The sequence below is a fragment of the Hyphococcus sp. D3-15 genome, from assembly GCF_055809375.1.
Window position 1 is genome coordinate 1304896 of sequence record NZ_CM147910.1, and the last position, 20962, is coordinate 1325857.

At 60.3% G+C, this 20962-nt stretch carries 19 protein-coding genes and 2 pseudogenes; 9 read left to right on the forward strand and 12 right to left on the reverse strand.

The features are described from left to right. The first annotated feature begins 93 nt into the window (after window positions 1–93). The 3 genes from AC0L8G_RS06440 to AC0L8G_RS06450 all read left to right on the forward strand — a co-directional run bounded on the left by AC0L8G_RS06440 (window position 94) and on the right by AC0L8G_RS06450 (window position 2268). On the forward strand, window positions 94–1128 hold the full coding sequence (locus tag AC0L8G_RS06440; protein ID WP_473387784.1) for an amidohydrolase family protein: 1035 nt from the start codon (window positions 94–96) through the stop codon (window positions 1126–1128). A 65-nt stretch (window positions 1129–1193) separates the two neighbouring features. Beyond that, on the forward strand, window positions 1194–1712 hold the full coding sequence (locus AC0L8G_RS06445) for a hypothetical protein (protein ID WP_473387786.1): 519 nt from the start codon (window positions 1194–1196) through the stop codon (window positions 1710–1712). A 151-nt stretch (window positions 1713–1863) separates the two neighbouring features. Beyond that, window positions 1864–2268 (forward strand): hypothetical protein, encoded by a 405-nt coding sequence (locus AC0L8G_RS06450; protein WP_473387788.1) that lies wholly within the window; start codon window positions 1864–1866, stop codon window positions 2266–2268. A 157-nt stretch (window positions 2269–2425) separates the two neighbouring features. On the opposite strand, the gene AC0L8G_RS06455 is transcribed toward AC0L8G_RS06450, so the two are convergent. From AC0L8G_RS06455 to AC0L8G_RS06465, 3 genes are all read right to left on the reverse strand, one after another. Next, on the reverse strand, window positions 2426–3331 hold the full coding sequence (locus AC0L8G_RS06455; RefSeq protein WP_473387790.1) for an MBL fold metallo-hydrolase: 906 nt from the start codon (window positions 3329–3331) through the stop codon (window positions 2426–2428). Window positions 3332–3348: 17 nt separating this feature from the next. After that, window positions 3349–3630 carry a YegP family protein gene (locus tag AC0L8G_RS06460; protein ID WP_473387791.1) on the reverse strand — a complete coding sequence of 94 codons (282 nt, stop codon included), beginning with the start codon at window positions 3628–3630 and terminating at the stop codon, window positions 3349–3351. A 79-nt stretch (window positions 3631–3709) separates the two neighbouring features. Continuing rightward, complete coding sequence (locus AC0L8G_RS06465) at window positions 3710–4645, reverse strand: hypothetical protein (RefSeq protein WP_473387793.1); 936 nt, start codon at window positions 4643–4645, stop codon at window positions 3710–3712. 146 nt (window positions 4646–4791) lie between these two features. Here AC0L8G_RS06465 and AC0L8G_RS06470 point away from each other — a divergent pair, with 146 nt between their 5' ends. Continuing rightward, entirely contained in the window at window positions 4792–5157 is a 366-nt protein-coding gene (locus AC0L8G_RS06470) for a hypothetical protein (RefSeq protein WP_473387794.1), read from the forward strand. 19 nt (window positions 5158–5176) lie between these two features. On the opposite strand, the gene AC0L8G_RS06475 is transcribed toward AC0L8G_RS06470, so the two are convergent. Continuing rightward, window positions 5177–5551 (reverse strand): hypothetical protein, encoded by a 375-nt coding sequence (locus AC0L8G_RS06475; protein WP_473387797.1) that lies wholly within the window; start codon window positions 5549–5551, stop codon window positions 5177–5179. A 9-nt stretch (window positions 5552–5560) separates the two neighbouring features. After that, complete coding sequence (locus AC0L8G_RS06480) at window positions 5561–6007, reverse strand: TIGR01244 family sulfur transferase (protein ID WP_473387798.1); 447 nt, start codon at window positions 6005–6007, stop codon at window positions 5561–5563. A 188-nt stretch (window positions 6008–6195) separates the two neighbouring features. Between AC0L8G_RS06480 and AC0L8G_RS06485 the strand changes: the two genes are divergently transcribed. After that, a complete protein-coding gene (locus AC0L8G_RS06485; RefSeq protein WP_473387800.1) occupies window positions 6196–6615 on the forward strand; it encodes a VOC family protein in 420 nt (139 codons plus the stop codon). A 14-nt stretch (window positions 6616–6629) separates the two neighbouring features. Here the strand turns inward: AC0L8G_RS06485 and AC0L8G_RS06490 are convergent, their stop codons facing one another. Both AC0L8G_RS06490 and AC0L8G_RS06495 read right to left on the reverse strand, forming a co-directional pair. Then, the gene (locus AC0L8G_RS06490) at window positions 6630–8612 is read right to left on the reverse strand and encodes a ComEC/Rec2 family competence protein (RefSeq protein ID WP_473387801.1); all 1983 of its coding nucleotides are present in this window, start codon (window positions 8610–8612) and stop codon (window positions 6630–6632) included. Between the two features lie 79 nt (window positions 8613–8691). After that, window positions 8692–10404: an amidohydrolase gene (locus AC0L8G_RS06495; RefSeq protein ID WP_473387802.1), complete on the reverse strand. Its 1713-nt coding sequence runs from the start codon at window positions 10402–10404 to the stop codon at window positions 8692–8694. 448 nt (window positions 10405–10852) lie between these two features. Here AC0L8G_RS06495 and AC0L8G_RS06500 point away from each other — a divergent pair, with 448 nt between their 5' ends. Next, a complete protein-coding gene (locus tag AC0L8G_RS06500; protein ID WP_473387805.1) occupies window positions 10853–11575 on the forward strand; it encodes a VPLPA-CTERM sorting domain-containing protein in 723 nt (240 codons plus the stop codon). A gap of 128 nt (window positions 11576–11703) precedes the next feature. On the opposite strand, the gene AC0L8G_RS06505 is transcribed toward AC0L8G_RS06500, so the two are convergent. The 4 genes and pseudogenes from AC0L8G_RS06505 to purD form a co-directional block, all read right to left on the reverse strand. Beyond that, window positions 11704–12780, reverse strand: coding sequence for a phosphotransferase family protein (locus AC0L8G_RS06505; protein ID WP_473387809.1), 1077 nt, complete (start codon window positions 12778–12780; stop codon window positions 11704–11706). Window positions 12781–12812: 32 nt separating this feature from the next. Further along, entirely contained in the window at window positions 12813–13091 is a 279-nt protein-coding gene (locus AC0L8G_RS06510; protein WP_473387811.1) for a TMEM165/GDT1 family protein, read from the reverse strand. Then, window positions 13088–13979, reverse strand: a pseudogene (locus tag AC0L8G_RS06515) (alpha/beta fold hydrolase). Before AC0L8G_RS06515 ends, AC0L8G_RS06510 begins: the two are co-directional and overlap by 4 nt. Next, window positions 13976–15265, reverse strand: a complete 1290-nt coding sequence (gene purD, locus AC0L8G_RS06520; RefSeq protein WP_473387813.1) for a phosphoribosylamine--glycine ligase — start codon at window positions 15263–15265, stop codon at window positions 13976–13978. The pseudogene AC0L8G_RS06515 and the gene purD overlap by 4 nt, the downstream one beginning before the upstream one ends. A 334-nt stretch (window positions 15266–15599) precedes the next feature. Here purD and AC0L8G_RS06525 point away from each other — a divergent pair, with 334 nt between their 5' ends. Both AC0L8G_RS06525 and AC0L8G_RS06530 read left to right on the forward strand, forming a co-directional pair. After that, window positions 15600–16907: a hypothetical protein gene (locus AC0L8G_RS06525; protein WP_473387815.1), complete on the forward strand. Its 1308-nt coding sequence runs from the start codon at window positions 15600–15602 to the stop codon at window positions 16905–16907. Window positions 16908–16985: 78 nt separating this feature from the next. Next, window positions 16986–17192, forward strand: a complete 207-nt coding sequence (locus AC0L8G_RS06530) for a hypothetical protein (RefSeq protein WP_473387817.1) — start codon at window positions 16986–16988, stop codon at window positions 17190–17192. Window positions 17193–17507: 315 nt separating this feature from the next. Here the strand turns inward: AC0L8G_RS06530 and AC0L8G_RS06535 are convergent, their stop codons facing one another. Next, entirely contained in the window at window positions 17508–19298 is a 1791-nt protein-coding gene (locus AC0L8G_RS06535; protein ID WP_473387818.1) for a hypothetical protein, read from the reverse strand. A gap of 194 nt (window positions 19299–19492) precedes the next feature. Between AC0L8G_RS06535 and xseA the strand changes: the two are divergent. Continuing rightward, window positions 19493–20937 (forward strand): annotated as a pseudogene (gene xseA / locus AC0L8G_RS06540) (exodeoxyribonuclease VII large subunit). Window positions 20938–20962 lie beyond the last annotated feature (25 nt).

A 20962-nucleotide genomic window follows, 5' to 3' on the forward strand; every position in this document is an offset into this window, starting at 1 on the left:
CGCCAGCGCGTCCGTCCCGCTTCCTTTCCAGCGGGGTCGGGGCGTCGTGGCTGTGTAATCTCCCTGTTACTCAGAACAACAGGGAGACGCGTCATGGCCAAACTCAGAACCATCGCCACCGAGGAAGCCTTTTCAATCCCCGAGGTTGCCGAAGCGCTGAAATACGCCTCGCGCGGGCCGAGCCAGAGCCTCGACAAGCTGCTGGTCCGGGGCATTTACGACTCCAATGACGGCAAGGGCTATGACGCGCTGAACTTCCTGCAGGGCTTGCTGGATGTGGAGGGCGAGCGCCTCAGACAGATGGATGAATATGGCGTCGACATGCATTTGTTGTCGCTTACTGCGCCGGGCGTGCAGATGTTTGACGCCGATAGCGCGACCGATCTCGCCGCGCTCGCAAATGATGTTTTGGCCGACATCTGCAAACGCCATCCGACCCGGTTTTCAGGTCTCGCCAGTTTCGCGCCACAATCGCCGAAACGCGCCGCAAAAGAAATGGAGCGCGCGATCAATGACTTAAAGCTCAACGGCTTCATTTTGAATTCGCACACCAATGACGAATATCTCGACGATCCGAAATACTGGCCGTTCCTTGAAGCGGCCGAAGCGCTGGACGCCTGCATCTATATTCACCCGCGCGCGGCCTCATACGGTTTGAAAGGCCCGCTGCAGGATTACGGCATGGACAGCGCCATGTGGGGCTATGGCGTCGAAGTCGGCACCCATGCGGTGCGGATGATGACCTCGGGCCTGTTCGATAAATTCCCGAAACTGAAAATCTGCATCGGCCATATGGGTGAGGCGATCCCGTTCTGGATCTGGCGCATCGATTTCATGAACACCCGCGCGCAAGCGGGCGACCGCGCGCCGAAAACCGAACTCTCCATGGCGGAATATTTCCAGCGTAATTTCGTCATCACCACGAGCGGCGTTGAGGACCATCTGGCGCTTGATTATTCGATCAAAAAGATCGGCGCAGACAATGTTCTGTGGGCGATTGATTATCCCTATCAGCCGATGAAGCCGGCGGTGGATTTCCTTCAATCCGCGCCGCTGGACGACGAGACCAAAGCGAAAGTGGCGCATAAAAACGCCGAGCGCATCTTCAAGATCAAACCGCTGGACTAGGCAGATTGCGGATTGCCGCCTCCGCCCATTTCCCGTAGCCTTCTCGCGGATCAGGAGAGGCGCATATGTCTATCATCATCGCCATTCTCGGCGCGCTGGCGGCGGCCTTCTGGGCGTTCACTCATTTCATGAGCGCCGCGAATGAGGGGCGCGAAGCGATTGGCGAGGTGAAAGGCGTCATCCGCCGGGGCAAATGGAACCGCCGCATCGATCAGCGCCTGATTGAAAATCTCTCCGACCCGCGCGAAGCCGCCGCCGTGCTGCTTTATCAGATGGCGGCCTATGACGGCGCGGTCACCGACCGGCAGGCGGCGCAGATTGTCGATGACATGCGCAACACGTTCGAGGCCGATGAGGAAACCGCTTACGGCCTTTATGCGTTCGGGCGCATGGCGGTGGGGGAGATCAATGATGCGGGCAATAATGTGCGCAAAATCTTGCGCCCGGTTATTGAGGTTTGCACTGATGACGAAAAGCGCCAGCTTGTGGGCCTGCTGGAACGCGCCGCCGAGATTGAAGGCCCGCCGACGGATGTGCAGCGCCGGCTGATCGCCGAGGCGCGGCGGGTGCTGCTCGCCGGCTAAGCGCCAAAGCGCAATATTGCCAGACTGTAAGCGAGAAAATGCAGGGGGAATTTGCGCCGGGAGGCGGCTTTACGTTATTCTGTCACAGAATGGCCCCGAGGGAAGGGGCCGGATAGGCGCCAGACAGGCGAATGACGGAAGGAAACCGGAGATGAGAAAATTTATTCTGGCGGCGGCGGCGGGCTTCGCCATGACGGGCGCGGCGTTTGCCGAGCACCATGAAGCAGCGGAAGACGCGGGCGCCCCGGAACCGGCGATGATGGAGCCTGTGGCGCAAACCGGCGACTGCAAGCTGTTTGCTGAATCGCCCGCCATGCCAGACCCGAAGGCGGCGAGCGTTGAAGATCGCGCAGCGACCATCGAGAAAATCAAAGCCTATCAGGCGGCGCTGAACGAATACCGCACCTGCCTCACGGCGATTTCTGAAAACGAAGATCTCGAGGTTGATGTGCGCCAGGCGGCGCTGGATGAATTCAACCGCACGGTCGAGCTTGAAACCGACATGGTCAAAGACTGGCAGAAATTCAGCAAGAAATACGACAAGGCGAATAAATAGGCTCTGGCCTTAGCTGGGGCGAGAGCCGGTCGGCCATCCGGCCATGAAGCGGGTGAGGGAAACATCTCTCCCCGCTCTTTCCCGCGGAAGCGGGAATCCAGAAATTATTGCATGCTTTTTTTGAATGGATCCCCGCTTCCGCGGGGATGAGCGGCTCCTAGTCCGTTAAGCGAAAGATTGAGCGCATGTCAGAGGCGCCGTCGGAAGCGACGGCGCCTTTTTCTGTGAGCCGGATCAGATGCGCGAGCACATTCAGCGCCGCCGCGCCATGCAGGCGTTTGTCCACATCCGCATACATCGCCGCCGTGATCTCCCTGATTGTCGTGCGGCCCTTTTTCAACTGATCGAGGATCTGCGCATCGCGCATGAGGCGGTGGGTTTTCACCGCGCGCACAAAGCGTTTCGGATTTTCAATCGGCGCGCCATGAGTCGGAAAATAAATCTCGTCTTCGCGCGCGAGCAGCCTGTCGAGGCTGTCTATATAGGCGGACATGTCGCCATCGGGCGGCGCCACGACGGTCGTCGCCCAGCCCATAATGTGATCGCCGGTGAACAGCGCGTTCTGCGCGGGCAGGGCGAAGCACAGATGGTTCGACAGATGGCCGGGAGTGTGCACGGTCTCAACGCGCCAGTCTGATCCTTCAAGCGCGTCGCCATCGGTGATGATTTCGTCGGGCGCGTAAGAATAATCCGCCCCTTCATCGAGCGCCGGAGCATCGAGGGTTTTGTCCTTCACCGGATGGGCGCTGAAGCCGAACACCGGCGCGCCGGTCGCCTCGGCGAATTTGCGCGCCAGACCGCAATGGTCGCTATGGGTGTGGGTGACGAGGATATGGCTGACCCGCTCCCCCTTCAGTTCGGCGAGCAGCGCCGCCAGATGCGCGTCATTATCCGGCCCCGGATCAATCACCGCGACATCGCCTTCGCCGATGATATAGGTTCCGCTTCCGGTGAACGTGTAAGGGCCCGGATTATTGGCGATCACCCGGCGCACGCCCGGCGCAACCTTGTCCGCGACGCCATGCGCGAAGTGAATGTCTTTTACGAAGGGGATGGCTGCCATTGCTAATATGTTGCTCGCTACTGGTCCGTCTCGACCCAATTGGCCATATATGATGCCTGAACCAATCGCATGCCATCCTCGCAAGCAGTTCTATTTTTATAGCCTTCGCCAGAGTGCGCAATAATGTTTCCATTGGCGGTCGAGCGGAGTCGCCACCGCCATTCGAACTGAGAATCCCGGTAATACTCATATCGCAGGGCTTTAGCTGGTGTAGGACAGCCTTTTGCGGCGTCAATTGAGGCTCCCTGTGTGCAGCCGCTGGCGAGAAGCATGCCTCCAAGAAAATATCTGCGTTTCATCACTCTCTCCCGATTTCGATCAGAGGGAGCCTGCCCCGGTTAGGGGCGGTCGGGCAAGTTTTGAAAGGATATGGGGCTTTTACGCTTCCAGCTTGGCGTCGATGGCGGCGGCGAAAGCCTCGGCCAGCGCGCGCATGGCGGTGAGCTTGTCCTGATATTTCATCGCAGCGGGCGGGCCCATATCGGTCTTGTTGGCGTCGACGATGTAAATCCGCCCGTCATCGCGATCACGCAATACGTCGAGCCCGCCAAAATCGAGCTGCATGGCGGCGGCGAAGCGGGCGATCTTGTCCTGCTCGTCGCGCGACAGCATGGCGTCAATCGGCGCCAAGTCTACGCGGTGATTGTCATTGGTGAAACGCAAATCGCGGGTGCGCTTCTTTAAAAAGACATATGGCGTTGTCCGGCCGCCGACGATGGGCGTGCGGATGTCCACATGCTCCGCGCCGTCAAAGGTGTTCTCAATAATCCGTTGATAGACATGGCCGGGCTTTGTTGAGGTGACAGGGCATTCGATTTTGCGGCCGTCATGCTTGCCGTTGAGTTCTGACTTTTCAACCGCAAGCCCGTTATGGGTCATCGGGTCGATTTGCAGATTGTAGCCAAAAGTCTCTTCAAAGACGCGCGCCACGACGCTTTTGCGAATATCGAAACAGCCAACATTGAATGCCGGTTTGGCGGTCGGCGTGATGCGCGGCGCGGTGAGGAATTCGCGGTCTTCAAAATAGAAATGCAAATCCGCTTCCGCCGGATCATCGACGATCTTGACATCTGCCAACTGACAGACCGGCCAGATGGCGTAATAGGAGCGCGGTTTTTTCGGAAAGAAGGAAATTGTCGCGCGCGGTTCGCGCCCGCGCATGACCCGCGTCGCACGGAGCGCGTTCACCAACCATACGAAACTTGCAATCCGCAGCGCGTCGCGGGCGAAGTCGCGGTTCAGCGGAATTTGCGCGCCGGTTTCGGTCGCCACCAGCTGATTACCGTTAATTTTGAACTCGCCAAAGATCGACATCTACGCTCCGCACCAGAACTGACCGTTCGCCGCCCCTGTGGCAATCAACATGGCTTTTTGCGCGCTGACAAGGAAATAAAATCAAGGTGAGGCGCTGAAACTGGCGGGATAGGGCGGCGCGGCGCGGCTTTTGCGATGAGCTGCGCATGTGTGTCGAAAGTAAACAAATCCTTAACGCCGCCCCCCTCGCAGCCCTCGCAGCGATGCTGGCCGTGTTTACCCTGTCGGGCGTTGCTGCAGCGCAAACACCCGGTGTTTCCGCTGGCGGCATCACGCTTGGCGACGGCTCCGGCGGGGTGACGGACCGCGCTTATGTGGCGGCGCCGCCGAATTATCTCTACGTCGTCGAAAAAGAGCGCGGCAGTTTTCTCGATTGCGGCGAAGGCCAGGATGGGCGCGCGACGGACGCGGATGGCCGCGACATGGCTGTGTTGCACTGCGGTGTAACCCTGACGGAAACGATCGTCATCCCGGCGGCCGCATCAAGCGCGCGCATCATCATTCACTACTAAGCCGGGAAGAGACGCGCCGTCACCAGCCCATCAGGCAGCTATCGGTCTCAAGCGCGCCATCTTCGTCATAGCGCGCCGGCACGGAATATTTCCGCCCATAATCGAATGTCACGCCGCAAGACGCCTCACTGACATTGTGCCAGATTTTAGTTCGTCCGCTGACGCTTGAATCGCTTGAGTTGGTCACATCGAAAATCGTCGCCATGCGATCTTCAACCGAGCGACGGTCGGCGCCGAGAATCACTTCCGCGTCGATGACGAAACCGGTGACGGTGAGATCGGAGTCGCCTGTCGCGGGGCATGTGCAGGAAGGCGCGCCGTAAAGCGTTGGCGGCGGCGTATAGGGATCGGGCGTCTGGAGCGCCAGTGAAATCAAAAACGCAAACATAATCATGTCCGGCGGTTAGTCCTCTTGATGCCCCGCCTTCAGGGCGTCGAGCGCCGGGCGGTGGCTGCTGATGTCATAGCCTGCGGCGGCAGCCTCGGCGATAAGCTCGTCGGCGCCGCGTCCTTCAAAGGCGCCGCGATAGGACTCCAAAATCGTCGACCGCGTGCCGGAGCGGCAAAAGGCGAGAGTCTTCCCGCCCGCTTCATCCAACGCTTTTTTCAGGGCGGAAATATGGCCCATGGAGATGCCGCGCCCGTCAACGGGAATGTGAATATAGGCCAAGCCCGATGCGCGGGCCGCCGCCTCAAGCTCGGCGCTTTTCGGCTGGCCGATCATTTCCCCATCGGGCCGGTTATTGACGATCAGCGTGTAGCCCGCTGCGGCGGCGGCGGCGATGTCGGCGGCCGAGATCTGCGGGGAGACCGAAAAGTTTGCGTGCAACGCCTTGAATTGATCGGGCAAGATGTCCTCCTTCGTCGGCATGGCGTCCGCAGCGGCGGCCGGGGCGAATGCTGCGGAAAAAACAGCATATGTGACCGGCAGAACCCGTAGGCAAGTAATCGCTATTCGCATAGATTGACGCATGGGCGATATTTCGCCCGTCATCCTTGATTATGCAAGCGCCCTATTGGCGCAGAGGAGCCAGAGCCATGACTGCGCCGCTGTTTCATCTTGCGATTCCGGTTGACGATCTTGTCGCGGCGGAGGCGTTTTATGGCGACTTGTTCGGCTGCCCGCGCGGGCGGCGCGACGAAAAATGGATCGATTTCGACTTTTTCGGCCACCAGCTTGTGACGCATTTCGCGCCGGAAGAGTGTGGACGCGCCGTCACCAACAAGGTCGACGGCAAGGATGTGCCCGCCAAACATTTCGGCGTCATTCTGGACGAGCCGCAATGGCGCAAGCTGGCGGATCACCTGACCGAAGCGGGAACCGACTTCATCATTGAGCCGGGCGTGCGCTTTAAGGGCGAGACCGGGGAACAGGGCACGTTCTTCCTGCTCGATCCGGCGGGCAACGCGCTGGAGTTCAAATATTTCGGCGATCCGTCTCAGCTCTTTGCGAGTTGAGCCCCGGCGGAGGTTTATGCGTCAAAGCGCGCCACGAAGGAATGAATGGTCCAGTGCTCGCCATTGTCGCGCTTGGATGCGCACATGATGGTTTCGCCATCCGTGCGCACATTGACGAGCCCATAGATGTTTTTTTCCATCACCCGCGAGCGCCATAAAGGCGTCAGCGGATATTCGACGCCGACAACCCCGGTGGGGCGGCGTCCGAAAAGCGTGGCGCGGGTTCTCGCCTGCGCCTCGCCGACCTCCACCGTTTCCAGATGCTGTTCGGTGCGATCCGTGGCGGCGTCGATGACGGCGTCTTTGGCGTCGCTATTTGCATTGTCGGGAAGGGCGTCAAGCGCGTCCCATCCCTGTTTGTCGATCAGTTCGCGGCCGGAATATTCGCGCACCGGCTTGGCGAGGATCGTTGCATTCTCGCCCGCCTGATTGAGATTCTCCACTTCGATCCGGTTGACGGTGGACAGCAGCACGCTGCGCTCGATTTCGGTCATGTAGATCAGCGGGGTGATGACCCGATCCTGATCGTCGGATAATTGTTTGTGCCCTGACAATGCGCTTGCGGCGACGATCTCCGGGCGCGGATGCGCGAAGCCTTCATTGTCGCCGGAAGAAATCACGGTCGCGCCGGCTTTGATCGATTCAAGAAATTTGAACGAGATGTCGTGGCTGCCATGATGGCAGGCTTTGGCGACATCGCATTCCCATTCCGACATGGCGCCGCCGAAACTGTCCGACAGCCATTTCATGCTGGCCGAATTCAGATCGCCGGTCATCAGCAGACGGGCGTTTTTATAGTCCAGCCGCAAACAGACGCTGTGGCCATTGGTGTTGATGGAGGTCGCGCCAAGATCGGGCAGCGCCGGTTCGCCGTTTCTTTGGACAGTGACCGGGCCGAGCACTTTCACCTCATAGTCCTCGCCGTCGCAATAGATCGGCAAATCGCCCTGCGCTGCGGCGCTGGCGTCGAGACCAAGGCGCTCAAACTTTGTCTCGGCGTCGTTATCCAGAACCGCCTTGATGAAACTTTTCCACCAGCCGCTAATTTTCAGCCCGTCGGCGCCGCTGCCGTCGATCAGGGCTTCTGCGTCGGCGCGGTCGCCCATGAGCCGGGTGAAAAATCCATTGTCCAGGGGGCCGAGCTTGTCGGAATGCACGGAGGAGGGGAAGCGCGACAGGCCCGGATGGGCGAAGCGTTCAATCGCCACTTCCAGACAGTCAAGTTCATCAAGGCCCGCCGCATCCTTGTCGACGAGATCATGCAGGCCTCCATAGTGATCCGCGTCGCTATGGGTGACGATCATGTCGTCGAGATAGATCCGCCAGTCGCCATAGTCCTTGAAAAACTTCCAGTCGACAAAGTCGGCTGCGTTCTTGCCGGTCATTTGCAAGCGGCGCTCCATGCCGGCGTCGATCAGCATGTGGCGGCCGTCGGGAAAGCTGACCAGCACGCCGTCGCCTTGTCCCACATCGACGAAATACACTTCCAGCAGTGATTCCTCGGTCAGCTCGCTGGCGTCGATCTCGCCGAACAGGCCGCGCGCCATCACCCGGCAGCGCCCGTTATTGTTGCGGCTGATGATCTGAACCATATCGCCCCACAACAGATAGGCGTCATCGCCGTTCATGAAATGCAGCTTCGCGCGGAAGCGGTCATCATGGTCCGACTCTTCCGCCGCGGATTTGCGCCGCGCATAAGCGATCTCCGCCACGTCGGCGGTTTTCACAAAGCCGGTGAGTTCGTTGTCATTGTCGTCAATGAAGGTCGCCGCCGTCCAGGGGCCTGCGCCGATCCCGTTTGGAAGGCCAAGCGCGTCCGACCATTCCAGCACCGCCAGCGTCGCCGCATTGGCCGCAGCGTCGGCTTTCAGCTCGGTCGTGAAGTTTCGCCGGAAACTCGCCTGCGCGCGCTTGGCGGCGGCGTAACCTTGCGTTCGTTTCACCGCCTGGAAATGCTGGAAATCCTCATTCCAGGCGCGCACCCATCCTGACGCCATAATCTGTCTCCCCACAGAAAATTTCAATCACTGGAACTATAGCATGATACACGGCAAGTATTGTGACACTAATGAGTCACTATTTTTCCCCGCTCCGGAAAACAATGACGCCGTCAACGACTGTCATTACCGGTTTCGCAGTCAGAATTTCCTCTTCCGGCACGGTCATGATGTCTTTTGAAAAGACCGTGAAATCTGCGCGCTTGCCCGGCGCGATCACGCCGAGTTCGTCTTCCTGAAACGACGCATAGGCGGGCCAGGCGGTGAACATCTTCAGCGCTTCAGCGCGGGTGACGGCTTCGTCGGGGCGCCAGTTTTCGTCCTGATAGCCATTGAGGCCGCGGCGCGCGACGGCGGCGTAGAATTCGATCAGCGGATCGCCGCGCTCCACCGGCGCGTCCGATCCGCCGGCGATGATTGAACCGGCGTCAATCAATGCGCGCCACGGATAGGCGCCGTCGAGCCGGCCGGTTCCGAGGCGATCGACGGCGAAAAACAGATCGCCGATCGCATGGGATGGCTGCATGGACGGAATGACGCCAAGCTGCGCGTAGCGGGGAATATCTTCCGTGCGCAGAATTTGCGTGTGCTCATCGCGCCAGCGCAGGCCGGTCTTGTCCGGATGGGCGGCGAAGACTTCTTCATACCAGTCGAGCAGCAGTTTGTTGCCGCGATCGCCAATCGCATGGGTGTTGACCTGAATGCCGGATTCGATGGCGGTGGTAAGGACCGGCAAGGCGTCTTCTTTGGTCATCAACAAAAGGCCGCTTGTGTCGGGCCGGTCGGCATAGGGCTCCATCAGCGCTGCGCCGCGCGAACCGAGCGCCCCATCCATGTAAAGCTTGATCGCGCGGGTGATGACATGGCCGTTTTCATTGATGCGCGGCCCGTTTTCGGCGAGCGCGGCGAGGCCGGACTGATCGATGGAATTATACACGCGGATTTTGATTGCATTGTCTGTCGACAGCGTTTCGATCATCTCGACATTTCCAGGCTCCACGGACATGGCGTGAATGCCGGTCCAGCCATAGGCGGCGTAAACGTCGGAGGCTTTGGCGTAGGCTTCGCGTTTTTTGTCGTCGCCCGGTTCGCCCACAAGGCCCGCCGCGAGCGACATCGCATTGTCGATCAGGATGCCCGTTGCGCGTCCGTTTTCATCGCGCTCGATCTTGCCGCCGGCGGGGTCGGCGGTTTCGTCGTCAATGCCGGCGGCGTTCAGCGCGGCGCTGTTTGCGACCAGCGCATGTCCGTCGGCGCGCGAAAGAATGACAGGATTGTCCGGGCTGACCGGATCAAGATCGTCGCGGTTCGGCATGCGCCCTTCGGGCCAGCCGGTTTCAATCCAGCCGCGCCCGAAAACGGTTTCGCCTTCGCCCGTATGCTGGACATTCGAAGCGACGATCGAAACGAGTTCCGCGACCGAGCCGACGCCTTCGAGATTGAGTGTGAGTTCGCGCATCCCGATGCCGAGCAGATGCGCATGCGCATCGGTGAAGCCCGGATAGAGCGCGGCCCCCTGCAAGTCGATCAGCGTGGCGTTGTCGCCGGCGGCGTCCTCAACCAACTGGCGCGCGCCGACAGCGATGACGGCGCCGTCAGCGACTGCGACCGCTTCGGCGGTCGGCGAGCCGTCAATGCCGGTATAGATCGGTCCGCCGGCGAAAATCGTGATCGCTGCGGACGCGTCTTCGGTGTTTGACGCAGTCTGCCTTGCGTCTTCGCCGCCGTTGCAGGCCGCCAGCATTGGCAAAAACAGGGCGATTGGGGCGAATTTGGCGGCGAAACGCGGCATTGGGCGGCTCCTTGCGGTGAAGATGCGCTGCGGCGGCGAGGCGCCAGCGCGCTGCGGGAAGGCCAGAAAATCAGCAATTCCGGTGTAAACAGGCTCGCCAGCCGCCGCAATCCGGCGCGGCCCGCGACCGGGCCGGCGAAAGGCGCGAATCCGAACTGCTGTTTACTGTCCTAAATCACGCAGAAATGGCGGAGAAGCTTGGGGAAAACTTAATTTCGCTCCCGAGAGGAGTTAATTTTCCCGCTAAGCGGGAATTTCCTCGCGCGTATGCGCTTCAATGTTGCGTTGCAGCGAAAATCTTTTGGTAAAGGCATGTAAAGCAATTGACAAAGTCAATGAAAAAGGGATTTTAGGGGCGTCGTTAAAGAAGTTTTAATGGCACGGTTTCCGGCGTATTCCGGATTAACAGTTTGAGTGGGGGACTAAAACCATGAAAACCCTTCGATACATGGCAGCGGCCCTTGCCGCTGCGGGATTGATGGCAGCTCCGGCGAGCGCGACGACGTTTGTCTTCAAAGGCGCTGGCAATAACGTGACGCCGCTCGGCGTTTCTGGCGTTGATTTTGATCCGACCTGCGCAACGACAGTTGCACCGGGCGACATCTGCAACGTTCAGGACGACAATGGCGACTGGAACAGCCTCGATTACACATTGGACGGCATCGACGTTTCTGTCAGCGCATATGTTGGCGGCGAAAAAGTCCGCCTGATCCAAGACCGTCAGCCGAAAGACTCAGGCCTTGGCGCTTGGTCAGAAGATAACGGCAATGACGACCAAACGCAGAATGATGCTGGCGAGTCGATCGAATTCACTTTTGGCAGCATGGTCAAAGTGACCGACGTTGAATTCAACGCAGGTAGCGACACAAGCTGCACGAATGTCGATACGACGACAATCGAAGGCACTTGCGGCGAGTTCTTGCTTGAAGTGTTCGACGCTACGGACACGCTGATCTTCTCGCTTATTTACGACATCACGAATACCGATGTCCTGGCTCAGCTCGGTGTAGCTGGCGTGCGCTTCGTGCTGACGGCTCTGACGCCTGAAGCAGGCTTCGTGGTCGCCAAGTTCACTGTCAGCGAAGTTCCGGTTCCGGCCGCGCTTCCGCTGCTGATCTCTGGTCTTGCTGGCCTTGGCTTCGCTTCGCGTCGTCGCAAAGCAGCCGCCTAACTGATCTTTCGCTTCACAGCGAATACGAAAAGCCGGCCCTCGGGCCGGCTTTTTTGTGTTCTGAAATCATGTAGCTTGCAGCAGCGTCAGATCTGGGGCGTCGGGCGCGGGGCGTCAGATCTGGCGCGTTACGCCCCGGCTTTTTGCGCGAAGCTCCAGGCCAGCATGGCCAGCGGCTTGACCTGTGCGCCCATCTGCTTTGCGGCCGGCGACGAGGCGTTGCCCTGCAGCGAGCGGGCGTAGACGCCCTGAATGATCGAGCTCAGCCGGAACATGTTATAGGCGAGGCAGAAATTGACGTCCGGCACGCCGTCGCGGCCCGTGCGGGCGGAATAGCGCGCAACCGCGTCCTCGATGGTCGGAATGCCGGCCGCTTCAAGATCGACGCCCATCAGGCCGCCACGGACGCTGGACGGCATGTGCCAGACCATCAGGAAATACGTGAAGTCGGCGAGGGGGTGACCCAGGGTCGACAATTCCCAATCGAGGATCGCCAGCGTTTTTGGTTCGCTCGGATGCATGATCGCATTGTCGAAGCGGAAATCGCCATGCACGATGGAGGTCGCCTCGTCGGCGGGGATTGCGGTCGGCAGCCATTTGATGAGGTTGTTCATCGCCTCAATCGTTTCGGTCTCCGCCGCTTCATATTGCTTCGACCAGCGCCCGATCTGGCGCTCGAAATAATTGCCGGGTTTTCCGTAATCGCCGAGGCCTGCTTTTTCGTAATCCACATTGTGCAGATCCGCGAGGGTATCGATCAGCGCATGGTAAAGCGGCGTGCGCGCCTGCTTGTCGACTTCGGGCAAGCTTGCATCCCAGAAGATGCGGCCCTCGACAAAATCCATGATGAAAAACGGCGTGCCGATAATGTCTGCGTCTTCGCACAAAGCATAGGTCTTCGGCACCGGGAAATTTTGCGTCCCCAGCGCCGTCATGACTTTATATTCGCGCTCCACCGCATGGGCGGAGGGAAGCAGCTTGCCCGGCGGTTTGCGGCGCAGGACATATTTCTTGCCCGGCGTCGTGAGAAGGTATGTGGGGTTTGACTGGCCGCCCTTGAATTTCTTGACCGAGGCCGGTCCGGCATAGCCTTCGACATGGTTGCGCATATAGGCGTCAAGCGCGCCCTCATCGAATTTCAAATGCGCCGGCGTCTCGCCAAGTCCGGTGAAGTCGCCAGATGGATCATTGTCGGCGCTGGTCATGGCGTTTCCTTATGCGTGTTGTCGTGGCGTTCTTATGCGGCCCTGAAATGATCGAGCATCATGAGCGCGCCGATGATAACAAATCCGGCGCCGGCGATAAGCTTCAATGGCAGTGTGGAAAGCCATTTGTCAGCGGCTGCGCCGGCCAGCACTGCAAGACCGGTAGAGGCGGCCAGCGCCAGCGCGGCGGCAGCGAACACCATCAGTTTCGATTTGCCGCCATCGCTGGCGAACAGCACGGTGGCGAGCTGGGTTTTGTCGCCAAGTTCAGCGAGGAAAACGGTGATGAAAATGGTGAAAAACGCGGTCATGGTGCAAATGTTCCTAAGTCATGGTGAAACTTGCCAAAGGCCGCCAGGACGCGCTCCGGCGCTTCCGTATGCGGATAATGGCCGATATCGGCGAGCAGCACCGCATCGGCGTTCGGTATCTGCTCAAGGTAATAATCGTAAAGATGCTTGCCCGAGACCGGGTCCATGCCGCCATCGATAAGGCGCAAGGGAATATGTGTTTCTTTCAGGGCGCCGACCCAGCGCGGGCGCATCATCCGGCGCTCAGGAATATATTGCAGCAGCTTATGGAGCACGCGCCGTCCGTCATTTTCGCAGATCAGCGCCCAGTGGCCGTCAATCTCTTCATCGCTGGCCATGGTCGCGGGGCCGAAGATCGCATCGAGATTCTGCGCGGAACTTGTCGCGCGTGAGGAAGGCGCCCAGCAATCCGCCGAACGGGGACAAGCCGATTTTCTGGACCAGTCTTGCGCGATGCTGTTCGGGGAACAGGCCGCCATTCAAGAACACCAGCGACTTGAGCGCAAAGCTCAGTGTGCGGTCATTCTGGCGCGCCAATAATTCCTGGCCCACCGTATTGCCGTAATCATGAACGAACAGATGCGCCTCGCCGAGCCCGAGATGCTCCAGCAAGGCTTCCTGCAAATCCGCCTGATCGAGAATGGAATAGGTGATGTCCGCCGGTTTGTCGGAGAGCCCGAAGCCGAGCATGTCGAGGGCGACGATGTTGAAGCGTTTTTCCAGCGTCTCCCACATGGGCGACCAGTCCCAGGACGAGGTCGGGTAGCCGTGAACAAGCAGCAGCGAAGGTTTTTGCGCGTCGGGATTTGGCGTTGTCCAATACGCAATGCGCCGCCCGGCATGGTCGAAATATTGCGCGGCCTTGCGCCACTCCGTCAGTGCGATCATGCGCGCGGCTCCGCCTTGCGCCGTTCCAGCGCCCGCCAGGCGATGTCCTTGCGGAAAAAGCCGCCGGGCCAGTCAATCGCAGCGACGCCGGCATAGGCGCGGGCGACAGCCTCTTCGATGTCCTTGCCGGTTGCGGTGATGTTCAGCACGCGCCCGCCATTGGCCAGCAGCTTGCCGTCTTCGAGTTTCGTGCCCGCGTGAAACACGACGACGCCCGGCAATGCGTTCGCCGCATCAACGCCGTTGATTTCCGTACCCTTCTTATAGGCGCCGGGATAGCCATCCGCCGCCATGACGACGAGCGCCGCCGGTTCGTCCGACCATTCGCAGCTTGCCGTGTTGAGGTCTTGCGTCGCCGCTTTGTAGAGGACCGGCAAGAGGTCGCTTTTCAGGCGGCGCATCAGGATCTGGCATTCCGGGTCGCCGAAGCGCGCATTGAACTCCACCAGGCGCGGCTTTTCATCTTCGACCATCAATCCCGCATAGAGCACGCCCACATAAGGGCAGCCGCGACGTTTCATTTCCGCGACCACCGGCTCGATAATCTCCTTCATCGTCCGCTCACGGACTTTATCGGTGAACACCGGCGCCGGGGAATAGGCGCCCATGCCGCCCGTATTCGGTCCTTCATCGCCGTCATAGGCGCGCTTGTGATCTTGCGCGTCGATCATCGGCAGAATGTTTTCGCCGTCGCAAATGGCGAAGAAGCTGGCTTCCTCGCCATGCATGAATTCTTCGATGACGATGGCGGCGCTGGCGTCGCCGAACTGGCCGCCCAGCATGTCATCGATCGCCGCATCCGCGTCTTTCAGCGTTTCGGCGATAACGACGCCCTTGCCAGCCGCCAGACCGTCAGCCTTGATCACATAGGGCGGGCGCTGCTCACGCAGAAATGACTTCGCCGGGGCGGGGGCTTCAAACCGCCCGTAAGCGGCGGTTGGCGCGCCGGCCTTGCTGGCCACGTCTTTCATGAAGCTTTTCGACGCTTCTAGCTGGGCCGCGGCTTTATCCGGTCCGAAGCAGGGAATGCGCTTTTTCTTCAACAGATCGCCAAGTCCGGCGGCTAGCGGCGCTTCCGGACCGACGACAACAAGATCAACGGCGTTTTCGGCGGCGAAATCAGTAATCGCCTCAATGTCGCCGCCGGAAAGCGGCAAAACTTCACCAAAATGATTGAGCCCCGCGCCGCCAGGCGCCAGATAGAGCTTTGACAATTGCGGGCTTTGCGCGATTTTCCAGGCCAGCGCATGTTCCTGGCCGCCGCCGCCAACCAACAGGACTTTCACTTGGGCGTTCTCCGTTTTTCTCTATCCGCGTTTAAGCGCCCAAAGCTGCGCGATCAACGCTGTTGCGGCCTTCGCCCCCGCAATCATGCCGTTTGCGCGCGTGCTAGGGGCGGTTGTCCGGTTGCATGAGTGATTCTGGGGAAAAATCAGCGGCGCCGAAAAAGGCGATTCCCGCCGCCGTCAGAAAACGCCCCTGGCGCAGCTGCGCCGGCTTTGGAAGCGCCTGTACGGGCCCTGGGGCCGCACCAGCGGGCGACTCATCGATTATCTCGGCGCCACAGAGCAGCGCCAGCGCCGGGCGTCGCTGACCCTGGCGATTGCGATCAACCTGATCGTGCTGACGCTGATGTCGACTTTCGCCAAAGTCCGGATCTGGATCCCGAATGCGCCGAGCGACACGATTCAGGTGACGCTGGTGGAGCCGCTGCCGTTTGAGCTGAGTTTGCGCGACCCGGATATTGCGCCCGAGCCAGAACCCGAGCCTGAGCCGGTGGAGCTGGAACCTGAGCCCGAACCTGAGCCCGAACCTGAGCCGGAGCCGGAACCTGAAATCGTCGAGCCAGAGCCGGAGCCTGAACCGGAGCCCGATCCGTTGCCGGAGCCCGAAGTCGAAGCAGAGGCGCCGGAACCGGAAGCCGAACCGGAGATCATCGAAGAGCCCGCGCCAGCGCCGGAACCCGAACCGGAACCTGAAATCCTTGCGCCCGAGCCCGAACCCGAGCCGGTCGAGCCGGAGCTTGAGCTCAATCTTGAGCGCGAGCCGCAATTCGCGCCGACCGCGCAGGAGCCGGAGCCGTTCATTCCCGATGCGCCGCCCTCCAAGCTGAGCGACAAGCTGCTTGAACGGGCCCCGCAGGAAGAGCCGCAAATCGCGGAAGACGAAGCCGAGCAGCCTCTGGTGTCAGTCGAGGAGGCGGGCGCGCCCGATTCCGGCCTTGATGAAATTCCCGGCAATGACGAAACGCAAGGTCTCGACGAAGTGCTCGCCGAGACGGAAGGCCAGGACATTGAGGAAGAGCCGCTGGAAGAAGAAACGCCGCTCGCCGACGCGCCTGCGGAAATCTCCGGCGACGATATGTTTGACGAGGAGCCGGTATTCGGCCGCCGCAGTTTCGTGCTGCCGGAAGTGGCGCTGCCCGGCGTCGATCTTTCAGGCGGCGAATTACCGCCCGGCGAGGCGGCGATCCTGCCCGGGGATTCCGGCGTCGTGGCGATCTTCTGTCCGGAAGAATTCACCGACGAGGAAAAACAAAAGGAATGCGCCGGGCGCCGCGAAATTCGCTCCGGCTGGCGGCCGGGCGCGAGCGGTGAGGATTTCACCCGCGCCACCGAATTGCTGAAACGCGAACGCGCCGATGGCGTGACCGGGCCCACAATCGGTCCGGTCGCCGCCGAGATCGAGAGCCGTCGGCATGACGATCTGATCCGCGATTTGCGCGACCCGCGCCGCAGTATGGATGACGTCAACAACCTGCCCGACGCAGGCGATGACAACTTGATGCGCGGCGTTGAGGGCAACCGGCCGAATGTCGGCCCCGCGCCGTTTGAGCCGTCATGGACCCTGCGCGAGGATGGCGAACTGACCCAAAAAGAGATCGACCAGCTCGAAAAAGACCTCAAAGAGGCGGAAGAAAATAATTAACGCCCGTAGAAATATTTCGTGATTGGCGTTGGCGTCCGGCGGGCCTATATGCAGCGCCGTACTCCTTTTGAGGTTTCCATGATTGAGAAAATTGGGATCGCCGCGCTGGTTGTCCTCGTCGCGTCGGAAGGCTTTGCTTTTTCCGAAGCTGTCCTGTGGGCGCTGTCCGCCATCATGCATCTTGGCGCCGTCGCGCAAGAGGGAACGTTCGTTGTCGCCGCGCTGATCGGCATCGCTTCGGGCTGGTGGATTTTACAATCCGCGCTCGCTCATCGCGGCCAGTAAATCGCACCCCAATAGCGGGAATCGACGCGCTGAAAATTCATCAAAAGTGATGAATTCTTGCGTGAATCCCGCATTTGGTGCGTAGTTATCCCCGTCTTTTCAGCTGGCCGTATACTTACCTTTGCGTTTGGATGCGGCCTTGAAACCGGCGCTCGTCATGTGACGGCGCAATACCCGAAACAGGTCCTTCCGGCGCCAGGCAGGGAGGCGTTCGCGCCCGCTCTGCCGGGCTCTTTGACATTGTGAATTTTTAAGATGGGCCCATGGTCCGCCGGCGCTGCTCAAGGGCGGCGCCGGCGGAGCGGGCCGGTCGGGCTAAAGCGACGCGAGAGTCGGTTGGGACTTCTTGCCGCCGAGCCATGCGTCCTTGAACAAGGCGCCCGCATATTTTGCGGCCGATTTGTCGCCTTGCGCTTTGTAGCTTTCGGAAAGGCCGTACAGCACCCAGGCGTTGTTCGGCGACTCTGTCAGCGTTTCCAGGAACAATTGTTCCGCGCGTTCATGCTGGCCGTCCTGCAGAACCAGGCTGGCGAGGGTTTGTTTCGCCGGATAGTACCACCAGGGCGGCTCCATATAAGGAATCGCATCTTGCAGGGCGACGGCTTCTTCCATCGCTTCAATTGCGGTGGCGAGATCGCCGTCAGCAGCGCTGGCGCGCGCGATGACGGTGAGGCGCGCAATGTTCAACACGTCAATCGCCGGCACATTGCCTTCGATGAGCGGGGTGAAATCGCTTTCGGCAATCAGCGTGCTGATCGCTTCGGCTTCACGCATCGCCGCCGCAGTGTCGCCGGTTTTCACCAGCGCTTCACCGCGTGCGTAACGCCAGGCGGCCTGCAGGAACGGAATCGCATCGCCCGGATCCTCCAGCGCAAGAACGTCCTGCGGATCTGCGAACTGCACCATGGCGTAATAAGGCGCGGCCTTGATCGGCTGTACGAAGGGCGCCGCCGAGGCCATTTCCGCAGGCAATTTCGCGTCGAGTTTCTGCGCCATTTCGAGCGCGCTTTCCGCCGCACCCGACATCTGCGCAGAGGTCAGCGCGAAATGCACATTGTGGGTGTAATAGCCATACTCATACATGATGCTCGCATCATTGCTGTCGATAAAAGCTTCGTCTGTGGCGACTGCAATGATGTTGTGCTCAAGCGACTTTTTGAAATGCCCGGTGCGGTAATAGGCGTGCGAGGGCATGTGAATGAGATGGCCGAGGCCCGGCGTCAGGGCCGCCAGACGGTCCGCATGCTCAACCGCGCGATAGGGATTGTTCGACGCTTCGGTGGCGTGAATATAGAGATGGATCGCGGCGGCGTAGTCTGGATTGCGCGCGATAACGCCTTCCAGCAGCGATACGGTCCGGGCGGAACGCCCCTTTGGCGTACGGCCGCCATCGGTCCAGTAATCCCAGGGCTGGGTGTCCATATTGGCTTCGGCGGCGGAGACCGCGATGAAATCGTCATCGGGATAGGCGAGGGCGACCTCGTCCATGGCGTCCGCATAAGCATTGTCGAGTTTTGCGCGATCGGGATTTGGCTGCGGCTCATAGCGATAATGCAGCGCATTGATCAGCGCTTTTTCTTTCGCGCTCGCCTTGTCGCGCAGGGACATGGCTTTTTGCAGCGCTGCATAAGCAGGCGCGACCGCTTCGTCAGCCATCGGCGCGTTGATATTGGGGCCGAGCGCCAGCGCTTCCGCCCAATAGCACATGGCGCAATCGGGATCGATCGCCTGCGCGCGCTGGAAAGCGTTGATCGCATCGCCATGATTGAAGTTGAACATCGAGGCGAGGCCTTGATCGAACCAGGCTTGTGCTTCCGGCGTTGTCGTCACTTCGTATGAAATGTCGGTGAGTTTCGTGCGCAACATCGGCGCAGCGTTTTCACCTTCGTCGGCTGCTTGCGCATAGGCGGTTGCAGCGCGCACGAAAAACGCCCGGCGCTTGGCGAGGCCGTCTTCCTGTTCGCCGCACAAGGCGCGCGCGATCATCAACGGATGCAGGAATGGCGCAGCAATTTCTTCTTCGCCGTTGATGCGGGTCTTGACCGCAACACCGCCCATGACAATCGCCGCCGCAGCAGCGCTCAATAAAAATTTGGTCTTCATCATTCTCCCCTTAATTTCAATTTTCGGGCTTTTCGTCGCCATGAAATATGGCGTTGCGCGCTCCCTAGGCGGGGCCCTGGCGCAAAAACACTGACTTTGGTTAGGGTGCAGCTCCCCAATTCGACGGACCGTTGTTTTCTCAGGTCCAAATGCGCCGCCGCTTATGCGCGCCGCCAAAACATGCTTTAACACACGCCATGAGTGAACAAAACATCGGCAATCTGCACGAATATTCAGTCACTGAGCTGTCCGGCGCCGTCAAACGCACGATTGAGGACGCTTTTGGCCTGGTGCGTGTGAAGGGCGAATTAGGACGCGTTACGCGCCCTGCATCGGGTCATGTCTATCTCGATCTCAAAGATGACAAATCCGTTATTTCCGGCGTGATGTGGAAAGGCATGGCCGCGCGGCTTTCGATCAAGCCCGAACAGGGGATGGAAGTCGTCGCCACCGGGCGCATGACCACATTCGCCGGTCAGTCGCGCTATCAACTGATTATCGATTCTGCTGGAGCCTGCGGGCGTCGGCGCACTGATGGCGCTTTTTGAACAGCGCAAGAAAAAGCTCGCCGCCGAGGGGCTGTTCTCGCCGGAGCGCAAGCGCGCGCTGCCATTCCTGCCCGAAGTGATCGGCGTTGTGACCTCGCCATCCGGCGCGGTTATTCGCGATATTCTGCACCGGCTGCGCGAGCGTTTTCCCCGCCATGTGATCGTCTGGCCGACCGTGGTGCAGGGCCGCGGCGCCGAGGACAAGATCGCTGAGGCGATCTCGCGGCTTCAATGCGCTCGAAGCCGGCGGCGATATTCCGCGTCCGGATGTTTTAATTGTCGCACGCGGCGGCGGCTCCCTGGAAGATTTGTGGTGCTTCAATGAAGAAGTGGTGGCGCGCGCGGCGGCGGAAAGCGAAATCCCGCTGATCTCTGCGGTGGGCCATGAAACTGACACGACCCTGATCGACTACGCCGCCGACAAGCGCGCGCCGACGCCGACCGCGGCGGCGGAATTCGCCGTGCCCGTGCGCGCGGAATTGCTGAGCGAAGTCCTCAACAAGGAACGCCGCTTCACCGGCGCCGTGACGCGGATGTTTGAAACAAGACGCTCCGCGCTGATATCTGCCTCGCGCGGGCTTGGGCGGCCAGAAGATATTGTCGGCGCCGCGACCCAGCGTCTTGACCGCGCGTCTGACGGATTGCGCGCCGGATTGCGCGCCCGTCTCGATAATGCGCTTACCTCCCTTGCGGGTGTCAGCGGGCGATTGACGCCGGGACTGCTCGCCGCCGGCTTCGCCCAGCGGGAAAATCTGATTGCGACGCGCTGGGCGCGCATCGCCGACCGGACGGAACGCATCGTCATTGACCGGCGCTCGCGGCTGGCCGCGTCGGCGCGGGTGCTGGCCGCCGTTTCCTATCAGAATGTGCTTGAGCGCGGCTTTGCGCTGGTGCGTGGTCCCGATGGCGCCTTGTTGCGCCGGGCCGGCGACGCGCCCGCAGGGGCGGCGGGCGAAATTCAGTTCGCCGACGGCGCCCGCGCCGTGCATTTTGATGATGGCGCGCCATCAAAAGGCCCGAAAACGCCAGTAAAATCAGCGTCCAAAACCGGGACATCCGCGCCAAAGCCAAGTCAGCCCCGGCTCTTTGACTAGCGCCCGCCTGGCGCGGTATTGAAGG

Excerpts from the sequence above, each read along its gene's own strand:
- AC0L8G_RS06440 (WP_473387784.1), top strand. The coding sequence starts at position 94 with ATGGCCAAACTCAGAACCATCGCCACCGAGGAAGCCTTTTCAATCCCC.
- AC0L8G_RS06455 (WP_473387790.1), bottom strand. The coding sequence starts at position 3,331 with ATGGCAGCCATCCCCTTCGTAAAAGACATTCACTTCGCGCATGGCGTC.
- AC0L8G_RS06470 (WP_473387794.1), top strand. The coding sequence starts at position 4,792 with ATGTGTGTCGAAAGTAAACAAATCCTTAACGCCGCCCCCCTCGCAGCC.
- AC0L8G_RS06460 (WP_473387791.1), bottom strand. The coding sequence starts at position 3,630 with ATGAAACGCAGATATTTTCTTGGAGGCATGCTTCTCGCCAGCGGCTGC.
- AC0L8G_RS06465 (WP_473387793.1), bottom strand. The coding sequence starts at position 4,645 with ATGTCGATCTTTGGCGAGTTCAAAATTAACGGTAATCAGCTGGTGGCG.
- AC0L8G_RS06495 (WP_473387802.1), bottom strand. The coding sequence starts at position 10,404 with ATGCCGCGTTTCGCCGCCAAATTCGCCCCAATCGCCCTGTTTTTGCCA.
- AC0L8G_RS06475 (WP_473387797.1), bottom strand. The coding sequence starts at position 5,551 with ATGATTATGTTTGCGTTTTTGATTTCACTGGCGCTCCAGACGCCCGAT.
- AC0L8G_RS06490 (WP_473387801.1), bottom strand. The coding sequence starts at position 8,612 with ATGGCGTCAGGATGGGTGCGCGCCTGGAATGAGGATTTCCAGCATTTC.
- AC0L8G_RS06485 (WP_473387800.1), top strand. The coding sequence starts at position 6,196 with ATGACTGCGCCGCTGTTTCATCTTGCGATTCCGGTTGACGATCTTGTC.
- AC0L8G_RS06445 (WP_473387786.1), top strand. The coding sequence starts at position 1,194 with ATGTCTATCATCATCGCCATTCTCGGCGCGCTGGCGGCGGCCTTCTGG.
- AC0L8G_RS06500 (WP_473387805.1), top strand. The coding sequence starts at position 10,853 with ATGGCAGCGGCCCTTGCCGCTGCGGGATTGATGGCAGCTCCGGCGAGC.
- AC0L8G_RS06530 (WP_473387817.1), top strand. The coding sequence starts at position 16,986 with ATGATTGAGAAAATTGGGATCGCCGCGCTGGTTGTCCTCGTCGCGTCG.
- AC0L8G_RS06450 (WP_473387788.1), top strand. The coding sequence starts at position 1,864 with ATGAGAAAATTTATTCTGGCGGCGGCGGCGGGCTTCGCCATGACGGGC.
- AC0L8G_RS06535 (WP_473387818.1), bottom strand. The coding sequence starts at position 19,298 with ATGATGAAGACCAAATTTTTATTGAGCGCTGCTGCGGCGGCGATTGTC.
- AC0L8G_RS06510 (WP_473387811.1), bottom strand. The coding sequence starts at position 13,091 with ATGACCGCGTTTTTCACCATTTTCATCACCGTTTTCCTCGCTGAACTT.
- AC0L8G_RS06505 (WP_473387809.1), bottom strand. The coding sequence starts at position 12,780 with ATGACCAGCGCCGACAATGATCCATCTGGCGACTTCACCGGACTTGGC.